Origin of the sequence: Pseudomonas sp. P39-UII1 (assembly GCF_039672635.1) — a bacterium.
GTDB lineage: Bacteria > Pseudomonadota > Gammaproteobacteria > Pseudomonadales > Pseudomonadaceae > Aquipseudomonas.
Window position 1 is genome coordinate 305,634 of record NZ_JBDFPP010000004.1, and the last position, 12,207, is coordinate 317,840.

At 61.8% G+C, this 12,207-nt stretch carries 11 protein-coding genes; 7 read left to right on the forward strand and 4 right to left on the reverse strand.

Annotated features, from left to right (window positions below):
• Positions 1-4: 4 nt before the first annotated feature.
• From ABEH27_RS08435 to ABEH27_RS08450, 4 genes are all read left to right on the forward strand, one after another.
• The gene (locus tag ABEH27_RS08435) at positions 5-5,353 is read left to right on the forward strand and encodes a S8 family serine peptidase (RefSeq protein ID WP_346613124.1); all 5,349 of its coding nucleotides are present in this window, start codon (positions 5-7) and stop codon (positions 5,351-5,353) included.
• Positions 5,354-5,469: 116 nt separating this feature from the next.
• A complete protein-coding gene (locus ABEH27_RS08440) occupies positions 5,470-5,790 on the forward strand; it encodes a YbjQ family protein (RefSeq protein ID WP_346613125.1) in 321 nt (106 codons plus the stop codon).
• Between the two features lie 139 nt (positions 5,791-5,929).
• Positions 5,930-6,118 (forward strand): hypothetical protein, encoded by a 189-nt coding sequence (locus ABEH27_RS08445; RefSeq protein ID WP_346613126.1) that lies wholly within the window; start codon positions 5,930-5,932, stop codon positions 6,116-6,118.
• Between the two features lie 143 nt (positions 6,119-6,261).
• A complete protein-coding gene (locus tag ABEH27_RS08450; RefSeq protein ID WP_346613127.1) occupies positions 6,262-6,567 on the forward strand; it encodes a hypothetical protein in 306 nt (101 codons plus the stop codon).
• Positions 6,568-6,624: 57 nt separating this feature from the next.
• On the opposite strand, the gene ABEH27_RS08455 is transcribed toward ABEH27_RS08450, so the two are convergent.
• Positions 6,625-6,957 carry a hypothetical protein gene (locus tag ABEH27_RS08455; protein ID WP_346613128.1) on the reverse strand — a complete coding sequence of 111 codons (333 nt, stop codon included), beginning with the start codon at positions 6,955-6,957 and terminating at the stop codon, positions 6,625-6,627.
• 295 nt (positions 6,958-7,252) lie between these two features.
• Complete coding sequence (gene ampC / locus ABEH27_RS08460) at positions 7,253-8,401, reverse strand: class C beta-lactamase (RefSeq protein WP_346613129.1); 1,149 nt, start codon at positions 8,399-8,401, stop codon at positions 7,253-7,255.
• Positions 8,402-8,508: 107 nt separating this feature from the next.
• Here ampC and ABEH27_RS08465 point away from each other — a divergent pair, with 107 nt between their 5' ends.
• Positions 8,509-9,513: a bile acid:sodium symporter family protein gene (locus tag ABEH27_RS08465; protein WP_346613130.1), complete on the forward strand. Its 1,005-nt coding sequence runs from the start codon at positions 8,509-8,511 to the stop codon at positions 9,511-9,513.
• A 43-nt stretch (positions 9,514-9,556) separates the two neighbouring features.
• On the opposite strand, the gene ABEH27_RS08470 is transcribed toward ABEH27_RS08465, so the two are convergent.
• Both ABEH27_RS08470 and ABEH27_RS08475 read right to left on the reverse strand, forming a co-directional pair.
• On the reverse strand, positions 9,557-10,150 hold the full coding sequence (locus ABEH27_RS08470) for a DUF4157 domain-containing protein (RefSeq protein ID WP_346613131.1): 594 nt from the start codon (positions 10,148-10,150) through the stop codon (positions 9,557-9,559).
• A complete protein-coding gene (locus ABEH27_RS08475; RefSeq protein WP_346613132.1) occupies positions 10,137-10,700 on the reverse strand; it encodes a TetR/AcrR family transcriptional regulator in 564 nt (187 codons plus the stop codon). Before ABEH27_RS08475 ends, ABEH27_RS08470 begins: the two co-directional genes overlap by 14 nt.
• A gap of 87 nt (positions 10,701-10,787) precedes the next feature.
• Here ABEH27_RS08475 and ABEH27_RS08480 point away from each other — a divergent pair, with 87 nt between their 5' ends.
• Entirely contained in the window at positions 10,788-11,519 is a 732-nt protein-coding gene (locus ABEH27_RS08480; protein WP_346613133.1) for an SDR family oxidoreductase, read from the forward strand.
• A 29-nt stretch (positions 11,520-11,548) separates the two neighbouring features.
• Positions 11,549-12,154, forward strand: coding sequence for a 2-hydroxychromene-2-carboxylate isomerase (locus ABEH27_RS08485; protein ID WP_346613134.1), 606 nt, complete (start codon positions 11,549-11,551; stop codon positions 12,152-12,154).
• The last annotated feature ends 53 nt before the right edge of the window (positions 12,155-12,207 follow it).

Below are 12,207 nucleotides of genomic sequence, written 5' to 3' on the forward strand. Positions count from 1 at the left end.
TGCGATGTACGACATACTCGCGGCCAAAGGTGACCAATACGCACTGCTCGCCAATGGCGTGGCGCGTGGCGATTCTGTAGCCGGTGTAGCGGCCATTAGCTATATGAAAGTCGTCGCCGCAGACGCAGGTCGGCCATTGGTAGATAGTGACATTGATGCAATTCGGGTTTCGATGGCTCAAGGCTACTTGGCAGTTCTTGAAAGCAATGTTGCTAACGGGCCAATCACTCAGCAGGTTGCACAAAAAGACGTTGCAAGGTTTCATCGAGATACCTTCGCTTTGCATGGCTATCCTGAAAAGGCTTGGACATTAAGTCCCGTTTTCGATGTGATGCTTGAAGCCAATCATGAGGAATATTGGGGGGTGGTGCTATCATCCGCAGGAAATTTCTTGGATGAAGTTTCGCTGTCCTTTCATACTCATCGTTTGATGGCCATGGCTTCAGTTGTTGCGCCTGCCGAAAATCGTGCACGTGCGAAGGAGTGGATAACGCGAATCGAGACTTCTGCAGGAGTGCCTGATTTAATAGGTGCAGCAACGACCTCGATTTTTAACTCCATCGAAGCGAGCCTCTCTGCGGAGGCGAAACCTGAAGTGAATCAGGACGATCTGCTTAAAATCGAAATCACTCCCACAACCGAATCCCGCCGCGATCTCCAAGGCCAGGACGACATCCGCAACGACGTCTCCAACGGCTACGTCGACCGCCGTCTAACTCACAGCATCGCCTTCACCGACAAAACCCTCGACAACACCGACTTCACCTCCGCACAGCTTGGCAGCCTTGCCACTGGCGGCATCCGCCCTGGCGAGATTCAGCTGGATCCCAATGTGCGTCCCAACCAGCACTTGGCGCAGTTCTACCGTGAGGGCAGCGAACAGCCTGACTTCAGCCTGCGTAACGCCGTGGTGCTGAATGGTCTGGCAGCCATGACCACGGTAAACACCTTTGTCGACCCGTTGCTGCTCGACCTGAGCGGTCAAGGTGTCGGCCTGACCGGCATCGAAGATGGCGTGCTGTTCGACATTGATAACAGCGGAGCTTTGCGCCGCACCGGCTGGGTTGATCGGCAGACCGGCATGTTGGTGCATGACGATGGCTCGGGCCAGGTCAGCAGCATCAGCCAGCTGTTCTCCGAATACTACGGCGGCAAAGCCGGCAGCGAAGGGAACTCGGGCGAAACCCCGTTCAAGGATGGCTTCGCCGCGCTGGCCAGCGTGGATGCCAACGCCGATGGCGTCATCAGCGCTGAAGACGCTATCTGGGCGCAACTGAAGGTATGGGTTGATGGCAACCATGACGGGCGTGCTGATGCCGGAGAGCTGAAAGCATTGCAGGAGCACGGCATTACCCAGATCAAGGCCGGTCAGACCGCGCCGGTGGGTGAGACGCGTCAAGGAAACCAGGTGATGTCCCGCAGCACATTCACCGTCAACGGCGAAGATCGGGAAGTACTGGCAGTGAAGTTCCTCGCCGATACGGTCAGCAACCGGGTCGAAGCTCAGGAAGGCGGTACGTTGCTGACTTCATCAAGCGGGCCCACCTCCCGACGTGCCTATGTGAGCCAGGCCCCTCAAGGCGGCGCGCTGGATGCCGCAGCCTTAGGTGTTGAAACGCTGTACGGCGCTGCCGGCGATGACATCCTCACAGCAGGGCCCACCGGCAGCTGGCTGGTCGGCGGCGGTGGCAGCAACACCTACCACGGTGGGGCCGGCGACGATGTGTTCGTGATCAGCGCCAGTGACGACTGGGCGAACATGCACGGCAACGGCGGGCGGGACACGGCACTGATCGTGGGCGAGCAAGGTGTCGGCCTGAACATGGCCAAGGCAGGGTTGACCATCGCGCAGGGAGGGCGGGGTAAGGACATCATCGCCAGCGGCGGTCAGCGCGGGGTTTTCATCAAGGGTGGCTCCGGCGACAGCTTGCTGATCGGGGGGGGCGGCAATGACGTGCTGGTCGGTGGCACTGGCCGCAACGACATCATTGGCGGCACCGGCAAATCTGTAATCTACGCAGGCCCCAAGGGGGATCGCATTCAGGCATCGGCGGGAGGGAGCATCATTTACGCCGGCGGTGGCGCCGACCAGATCTCCGGAGCGGCTGGCGATGACGTGATCGAAGCCGGGCGTGGTGATGCCACGATCGATGGCGGTGCGGGCACCAACCTGGTCAGCCTGCATGGTGCGCACGACCAATACCTGATCACCCGTACTGACTCGGGGCACCAGATCATGGACACTGTGGCGGGTCGAGACGGGCGCCTGACCCTGAGCAATATTCAGAAATTGAGTTTTGCAGACATCGCCGCCGTCGATCTTCTTGGCGCTGGCGCCATGCCAGTGGGTGACAGACTCGCACACGAGCAGCTGGCTACGTTCACCACGACGGAAACCGCGGTAGTGGTGCCTGCCGCGACGCTGCTGGCCAACGACCAGCCGCTGAACAGCAGCGGGCCGCTGCGCATCGCGTCGATCAGTGATGCCAAGGGTGCGACCGTGCGTTTGAATGAACAGGGTGATGTGGAAGTCACGCCTTTGCCTGGTCATGACGGTGATGTCAGTTTTCGCTATGACTTGGTCGATGCGGTTGGCAATGCCTCGATGAGTGTGACCGAGGTGGGCAGCGGTGCATCGGCGCCACTGCGTGCGACGGTTGTCTTGCGCAATGCACATTCGCCCAGTGATCCGCTGGTGGGGCGCCAGTGGTATCTGGATGAAATCAACGTAGCGCCAGTGTGGCGAGATTTCACAGGCAAAGGCGTGAGAATCGGCCAGTTCGAGCCGGGGGGTGAGTTTGCCGTTGCACCGGAAATTTTCGACATCGAGCACCCCGACCTCAAGCCGAACATTGATGCTGTCTGGCTTCAAACCCAGCGTACCAATGGCACGCTGCCTACGCTCGCGTCCAACCACGCCACGCAAGTGGCGGGCGTGATCGTCGGCGCGCGAAATGATCAGGGCGGTGTCGGTGTTGCCTACGATGCCAGGATTGGCGGGCATTACCTGGCCAACAAAGGCGACGACCTGACCAACCTGGGGCAAATGGTCAATTACGACATTGCCAATAACAGCTGGGGCTTCACCAAGGACTTTGCGCTTGGCAACGTTCCCGAAGGCAAGATCGATACAGCGCTTGCACTGGCCTTCAGCACCACCCTCGCCGCCACCAATGGCCGCGGGGGGCTTGGCACCATTGTCGTGGCGTCCGGCGGCAACAACCGCGACAAAGGCGGCAGTGCGCAGGGCTCGTTGACCAACAACAACCGCCATGCCATTGAAGTGGCGGCGATCAATGCCAGGGCGGACCTGTCGGTGTTGCAAGCCGCTACCGCCCCCTTCTCCAACCCAGGTTCCAGTTTGCTGGTCGCCGCACCGGGTAGTCATGTGTTGTCCAGTGGCGTAAGCCTGGAAGCCGAGCGCGGTGCCACGGTGGGGAGCGCCTACAGTACGACCCAGGGCACCAGCTTCGCCGCGCCGATCGTTTCAGGCGTGGTGGCGCTGATGCTGCAAGCCAATGCGGGGCTTGGTTACCGGGATGTGCAGCAGATCCTCGCGTTGTCTGCACGCAAGGTGGATGACGCCTCCACGCAATGGGCATACAACGCCGGGTACAACTGGAATGGCGGTGGCATGCACGCCAGCCACGACTACGGCTTCGGCATGGTCGACGCACGTGCGGCAGTGCGCCTCGCCGAATCGTGGGGCAGCCAGGCAACCAAGGCCAATGAACACCTGTTGACTGCCAGCAGTGAACCGCTGGCCCAACAGGTTGCAGCTGGGCAGGTGGTTACGGTGTCCTTGACCATAGCCGCTGATGTGCTGGTGGAGCATGTGGAGGTCGACATCCACTCGACGGTGGGCCGCCTTGGCGACATGACGCTTACACTCGTGTCACCTGGGGGTACGCGCAGTGTGCTGCTTGATCGTGCGGGCAAGGCGCCGGGGTCGGGTGATGACGATCTGGGTGATTCGCGTTCGGGCATGTTCACGTACGGGTTCATGTCGACCCATCATCGCGCAGAGCGCTCGGCGGGGGAGTGGACGCTTGAGGTGCGCAATGCTGGCACTGACCTGCCGTTGACGCTCGAGCGCTGGGCGCTGCGCCTCGCGGGTAGCTCCACAACCCTCGATGACGTTTATTACTTTACAGACGACTACGCGAACCTGGTGGCCGAGAGCCCTGGGCGGTCCCAGCTTGATGATGCCAGCAGCGGCAAGGCGGGAGGGCGCAACACGTTGAATGCTGCTGCCGTCAGTCGCAGCATTGCGGTGGATTTGATCAGCGGCAGTGCCAGCATTGGCGGGGCAGCGTTGACTATCGCCCCTGGCTCCGTACAGAACCTCATCAGTGGGGATGGCGACGATACCTTGATAGCGGGGCCTGTCGGGGCATTGCTCGATGGCGGTCGTGGAAACAACCTGCTCAGGGGCGGGGAGGGTACTGACCGCTACGTTATCCATAAACGTGCAGATGGAAACGACGCGATCGAGCTTTTCGAGAGCGCTCGTGAGGTGATCGATCTGATTGGCTTCAGCGACCGCAGTTTTGCTGACCTGACGATGCAGCAGGAAGCTGATGCAGCAGTGATCGACCTTGGCAATGGGCAGACACTGCGGCTTCAGGGTAAAACCGTCGCCGAACTGCAGCCGGCCAACTTCCGCTTCCTCGAGGCGTTCACCGCTTCGCCAGGGTATTTCGAAGGCAATCCCGAAGGGCAGGTCCAACAACCGGTCAACGCAAATATACTGCTGAGTGGTGGCGCGGGTGGCGTGTCGCTGACAAGCGACGACTCAGGGCAACTGGTAGCTTCTCTCACAGGCAAAATCTACATGCCCGCCGCGGTTTCGCCCAGCGTGTTCGTGGTGGCGAAGCAGGAGGGTGTGAGTGATTACAAAAACACGCTGCGCGGGTTCAGGCATGGTATCGACAAGATAGACCTGAGCCAGGTAGGCATCAGTCGATTCGAAGAGTTGCAAATCAGCAAATATGAACGCTTCCAGCTCAATGGCTTCGCCCAGATACATGGCGTGGCAGTCGATACTCCATCATCTGCAGGGCAAGAAGGTGTGGTGAAGTTGCTTTACCTGGATGCGCTCGAAACCGCTCAAGTGACAGCAGAGGACTTCATCTTCGCGCAGCCGGCTGTGGTTACAGCCGAAATGACTGCCGTGCCTGAAGCTCTGGTGCTTTCAGCGCAGGCATCCTTGTTTGCCGCGGAGCAATCGTTGCCGAGCGTGGCAAACCTTGTCGATGCAATGGCTGCATTCGCACCCAAACCCGCTGCTTCTGCACTCTTCGGGGATGTATCGGCTCTGCGCATTGACGCGACGATTGCCGCAGCGGCTTAACCGTGGCGCAAGCAAGGCTGTGTTGATACCCGTTGGCCCCTTCGCGGCAGACCGCCGCGAAGGGGCCAACGCTTTGTTAGACTTGGCCTCTTTTGCCAAGCCAACGGAGCTTCCCGATGATCATCTCCACCACCAGCCAGCTCGAAGGCCGCCCGATTGCGGAATACCTTGGTGTAGTCAGCTCCGAATCGGTGCAGGGCATCAACTTCGTGCGCGATTTCTTCGCGCGCTTTCGCGACTTCTTCGGCGGGCGCTCACTGACGCTGGAAAGCGCACTGCGCGAGGCCCGTGAGCAGGCAACCGTAGAACTCATGGCGCGGGCACGGCAGTTGCAGGCCGATGCGGTAGTGGGGGTCGATTTTGAAATCAGCATGCCCTCGGTACAAGGCGGCATGGTCGTGGTGTTCGCCACGGGCACGGCTGTGCGGTTGAAATAAGGCGAAATGCCACTGGTCGGCTATGGCGCTTTTGGCCGGGCAGTCCGCATGTGACCGGCTAGTCTCTTTTTCACAGGTCGCGTTTTTCCAGGCAACGCTCAACGTGCCGGCGCGGTCGCCACTGAAGGGAGAACAGGGCATGAGTGAGTCCTTTTTCGAAGACATGAATGATGCGTTCCCGATCAACAGCCAGGTGCGTTGCGGTCAGGCGGCCTTCCGCCTGGGCTTCGCCCACATGACCCTGGACGATTCGGAGCAGCTGCAGCCGGCACATCTGCAGCGCAGCAAAAAGGGCCGCTTCACGCCGCGGGTTCCGACCAGAAAGTGAACCCGTTCACACAACCCCGCCCGCTGGCGGGGTTTTTGTTGGCCTTGATTGACCCTGCTCATGGTATTGGTGGGTAGCGCTCGTCGAATCGAAATTGCTGTGCTTTTCTTGCGTGAAATTTCAGGAAAGGAGGATTGTGATCCATGCGAGTCAGGGAAGAGACCTATTGGCAGTGGGCCGATACGCAATTGCACAGCCGCTGCCATGATGAAGCGCTCAGTGACGGCACTACCCTGGATGTTCAGGTGCGCCTGTCACGGCTTGGCGCCACGCAGCTGTTTCTTGGGCTGTATGGCCAGGATGGCAGGGCGTTGCTGGAAGAGTACTACCCAGCACGGCCAGGCGAGACCATGACCCGGGCCCTGGTGTGGGGTGTCGACCGGGCCAGGGCGTTGGCGACCGGTGCGCTGGCGTTGCCACCGCGGCAACGCCAGCGTCGGCAGGCATGAAAAAGCCCGGCCTATGCGGGCCGGGCTCTGGAAGTGATGAGGCTGCTTACTGACCAATCAGTTGAGCGGCTCGATCACCTTGACTGCCTGCCGCTCACGGGCGGCGGGCCATTCTTGTTGCAGGGTCTGCAGCACGCGGCCGACGAATTCGGTGTCGGCGGCGGCCTTCTTGCCGACGTAGCCCTGGCCACGGCGGTAGACCTTGAAGCGGGCGCGCATGCTGGGCAGGTGCGCTTCGAATTCATCTTCGACCGTGTTCGGCGGCAGGCGGTCGAGGCGTACCTCGCCGGTCTGGTTGACCCACAGCAGGTGGTCGTCAAGTTTGTCCTTGCGTGCGGCGAACAGCTGAGCCAGTTGGTCGATGGTCGGATTGTTGTTCAAGTTCATCATAAAGCCCCCATTACCCGTTTTTGTTGGTGTTTTCACAGTTGGCGCTACAGATGTAGCGCGCTACCAAGGCTGCTACCGCAGCATCGCAACAGGGGCTTTCTCACGCTGCCTTTTGGACAGTTCCCTCTCCACGGACGGCTGCGTTACCGCGCAAGCCGTCTGGAATACCCTTGCCACCGCTCCCGATCAGGGAGACGGCTTCATCATGCCCAAGGCCGATCGGCGGCGTCAATCGTTTTGTAGTGAATATTTTTGTCCACTACATCTTGTCGGACAATCCACCCTGAACGGCCTGTCAGCCCCCAATGTGGGTGAGGATTCGGTAGGCGGCGCGCACCCGTTCTTCATTGGGATAATTGCGGTTGGCGAGCATGACGATGGCCTTGCCTTCGGCTGGAATGAACACCGCGTAGGCACCAAAGCCGTCGGTCGAGCCGGTTTTGTTGTACCAGGCGGCGGCTAGCACCGGCAGCGCTGGGGCGAGGCGGCGAGCAGCTTGGGGTTCACGGATGAGCCGGGGGCCGTTGCCATCGATCAGCGTCTCGAGCGTGGTGGGATAGGGGTAGCGTTCCCAGCCCAGGCCTTGGGTCATCGCACCCACCTGGAAGTGGCCTGACTGGGTGATGGCAGTCGCTTTTTGCAACGCCGGTGACAGCTCGCCCGGCTGCATGTGCAGGCGCACGAAGCGCAGCAGGTCGCTGGCGCTGGTCTTGATGCCATAGGCTTCATCGGCATAGGGCCCGGGGCCGACGTGCACCGGGCGGTTCTGCGCGTCGTAGCCTTGCGCATAGAGGCCCTGGGCGGATGCCGGAACGTGCAGGTAGGTGTGTTTCAGGCCCATCTGCGGCAGCAGGCTTTGGCTCATCAGCTCGGCAAAGGGCCGTTGCTGAGCACGCGCGGCCAGGTCGCCGAACAACCCAATGCTTGGGTTCGAATAGCAGCGCTGGGTGCCGTGCTTGGAGCGGGGCTGCCAGTTGCGGTAGAAGTCCAGGACTTGTTCGGGCGTCTGCACGGCGTCGGGAAACTGCAAGGGCAGGCAGTCGGCGCTGTACGCGCCGAGTTCGAGCACGCTTGCCTCGCCCAGCGGTGTGCCGGCAAGGGCGGGTTGGTAGAGCCTGGCGGGGGCGTCAAGGTCCAGCTTGCCTTCGGCACTGGCCAGGGCACCGAGGGTAGCGGTGTAGGTTTTGCTGAGTGACCCGATCTCGAACACGGTATCGGCGGTAACCGGCTTTTTGTCGGCCTTGCTGGCCACGCCATAGCTGAAGTAATGCGCCTGACCGTTGACGTACAGCGCCACGGCCATGCCGGCGATATCCTGCTTCTGCATCAGCGGGCGGATGACTTGGTCGACCTGCACCTGCAACGGGTCAGCGGCGTGCGCCGTCATGTTGCTCAAGGCCAGAGCCGTGGCGAGCGTGAGCGACGCGAGGCGAAGTGGGGGCATGCAGCGTTCCTTTTCTGGTATGTGTCCGTTGAGCGACACCGGTGGGGGTTCCGGCGTTAGCAGGAAAAAGCGCCACACCTTATTGTCTGCCCCTGCACAACGACAAGATGGAAGTAGTCATGAAGTATTTGCGCATGTTGCTCGACAACTTCACCCTGGCCTTGCTCGGGGTGGTGTTCATCGCCACCGTGCTGCCCTGCTCGGGCGACGGCGCCGTCTATTTCGGCTGGTTGACCAACCTGGCCATTGGCCTGCTGTTCTTCCTGCACGGTGCCAAACTGTCGCGCGAGGCAATAATCGCCGGTGCCGGGCACTGGCGCCTGCATGCGCTGGTGTTCTCCTGCACCTTCGTGATGTTCCCGTTGCTGGGGCTGGCCTTCAAGCCATTGTTCGTACCGCTGGTGGGTAACGAGCTGTACCTGGGCGTGTTGTACCTGTGCGCATTGCCGGCCACCGTGCAGTCAGCCATTGCCTTCACGTCGCTGGCACGGGGCAACGTGCCAGCGGCCATCTGCAGCGCTGCGGCCTCCAGCCTGATCGGTATCTTCCTGACCCCGCTGCTGGTGGTGATGTTGCTGGGTGCCAGTGGTGATACCGGCTCGGGGCTGGATGCGGTGCTGAAGATTACCCTGCAGTTGCTGGTGCCCTTCGTCGCCGGGCAGATTGCGCGGCGCTGGATCGGTGCCTGGGTCAAGCGCAATGCGCGCTGGCTCAAGGTGGTGGATCAGGGCTCGATCCTGCTGGTGGTCTACACCGCGTTCAGCGAGGCCGTGGTTACCGGGTTGTGGCACACGGTATCGCCGCAGCACCTGGCGGGGCTGTTCGCCGTGTGCGGCATACTGCTGGCAGTGGTGCTGTTAGGGACGCGCCTGCTGGGCAAGGTGCTGGGCTTCAACCTGGAAGACCGCATCACCATTCTGTTTGCAGGGTCCAAGAAGAGCCTGGCGACCGGGGTGCCGATGGCGCAGGTGCTGTTCGTGGGCAGTGGCATCGGGGCGATGATCTTGCCGCTGATGCTGTTCCATCAGATCCAGTTGATGGTGTGTGCGGTGCTGGCCCAGCGCTATGCCAGCCGGGTAGAGGAGGGCGAGGCCTCCACGGCTTCATCCTGACGAATACAGGGTGTCGTACCGGCCTGCTCAAGGCCGGTACATGCTAACGCGCCTGCCCCGAACTGCGCTGGCGCAGCGCCTTCGCCACTTCGGCCTCGATCTTGTAAGCCGGTCCCTCCAGCGCTTCGTAGTTGCGCGTATAGCCTGTGGCAAACGCCTCCACCCCCAGTTCCTGGTACTGCTGCACATGCTTGAGCTCGTGCGCCCACAGCGCCACGTTATCCTCGGCATCGCTGGCATGGCGGAAGATGATGGTGTCGATCAGCGTCACCGCATTCACATCCGGGTTCTGCAACAAGGCGTTGGCGGCGCTGATCTGCTGCTCGTCGCCAACCCGGTACCGCGCCGCATCGAGCACGGCAAAGTCATACCAGGGTTCGAGCTGGGCACGAATATGCAACGGGATCGGCTCGCTGCCGCTGGCCGTTGCTTCGTCGCGGGCTTGGCGCAACGCGAAGGCCAGGCTGCTGGAGGCCATCACCTCGACGTCCTTGAGCACCTGGCCCGCCTGGCCGGGGTCGATCGGCGCGCAGAAGCAACCCATCAGGCAGACCTGATATTGCCCAGGTGGGCAAGCCTGCTCGGCCCAGGCCGGTGTACTCAGCAACAACGCAGACAGCAGGCTAGCGGCTCTCATTCAGGGCCCTGTCGACGAAGTGGCGGCTGGCGTCCAGCACTTGAGTTTGTACGGCTTCGCTGGCCAGCATGCGCCCGACCACCAATGCCCCGACGCATTGGCTTATCAGCGCCCAGGCCAGTGCCTCATCTTCCAGTGTTTGGCTCCAGGCGGCATGCAGGCCCACCAGCCAATGTTCGGCTTGTTCACGCACCGGCCGCTCGGCCCGGGCGATCTCGACGCCAAGGGGGGGTAACGGGCAGCCGCCTTCAGCGTTGTGCAGGTGCGCGAGGCTCAAATACTGCTGCAGGCAGCGCGCCAGGCGCTCGCGGCTGGCACCCTGGGTGGCCAGGCGCGCCAACGGGCTGTTGCAAAGCTCTTGGCGGACCACTTCGGTAAACAGGTCGTCCTTGGACGGGAAGTGGTTATAAAAGGCGCCGCCGGTCAGGCCGATGGCCTTCATCAGCCCGGCGACACCGGTGCTGGCAAAGCCGCCGCGCTTGGCCAGCGCGCCGCTGCTGGCCAGCAACCTGTCACGGGTCTGTTGCTTGTGGTCAGTGGAATAGCGCACGGAAACCTCTACGCGCGGGCTTGACGATGGCGCGGATCATAACATAGCGTTCGTTTACTAAACGATCATTCATCAATAGGGGCGCGCATGACAAAACAACAAAAAGTGGTGCTGGTGATCGGGGCGGGGGATGCCACTGGTGGCGAAATCGCCAAGCGCTTTGCCCGCGAGGGGTATACCGCCTGCGTGACGCGCCGGCAGGCGGAAAAGCTGCAGCCCTTGCTGGATGAAATCCGTGCGGCGGGTGGGCAGGCCCACGGCTTTGGCTCGGATGCGCGCAAGGAAGAGGAGGTTGCCGAGCTGGTCGAGACCATCGAGCGCGATATCGGTCCGATTGATGCTTTTGTCTTCAACATTGGCGCCAATGTGCCGTGCAGCATTCTTGAGGAAACACCGCGCAAGTACTTCAAGATCTGGGAGATGGCCTGCTTTGCCGGCTTCCTTACCGCCCAGGCCGTGGCGCGGCGCATGGTTGCCCGCGAACGCGGCACCATTCTGTTTACCGGCGCTACCGCTGGCACGCGCGGTGCGGCCGGGTTTGCCGCTTTTGCGGGGGCCAAGCACGGCCTGCGCGCCCTGGCCCAGAGCATGGCGCGTGAACTGGGGCCACGCAATGTTCATGTTGCCCATGTGGTGGTGGACGGCGCCATCGACACTGCGTTTATCCGTGACAGCTTCCCCGAGCGTTATGCCCTCAAGGACCAGGACGGCATCCTCGACCCCGCTCACATCGCCGACAGCTACTGGTTCCTGCACGCGCAGCCACGCGATGCCTGGACTTTCGAACTCGACCTGCGCCCGTGGATGGAGCGCTGGTAAGCCCCCGACTCGTCAAAGGAGTGTGCTGCATGAGCAAAACCGTTGAATTCTTCTTCGATCTGGGCAGCCCGGCCAGTTACCTGGCCTGGACCCAGCTCCCCGCGCTGTGCGCTCGCCATGGCGCTACCCTGCGATATCGGCCGATGCTGCTCGGCGGGGTGTTTCAGGCAACGGGCAATGCATCGCCTGCGATGATCCCCGCCAAGGGCCGCTACATGTTCACCGACCTGGGGCGCTATGCGATGCGCTATGGCGTGCCGTTCGGGCTGCCGCCCGGATTTCCGCTCAATACGCTGGCCTTGATGCGTGGCGTGATCGGCCTGCAGCTGCGCTCGCCGGAACGCTTCGAGGCGTTGCTGGCGGCGCTGTTCAACGGGCTGTGGGCGCAGCGGCGAAACCTTGCAGATAACGCCGTGCTGGCTCAGGTGCTTGGAGAGGCCGGGTTCGACCCGGCCGAACTGCAGGCTCTGGCCACTGACGGTGAGGTGAAGGCGGCACTCAAGCAGGCCACGGAGGAGGCGGTGGAGCGCGGTGTGTTTGGCGCACCGACCTGTTTTGTCGAAGGGCAGATGTACTTTGGCCAGGATCGCCTGGATTTCGTCGAGGCTGCGCTGAGGCAGCAAGCCGGTGCATGACAGTGCCGGCCCCTTCGCGGGCGTGCTCGCGAAGGGGCCGGACGGCTCACAGC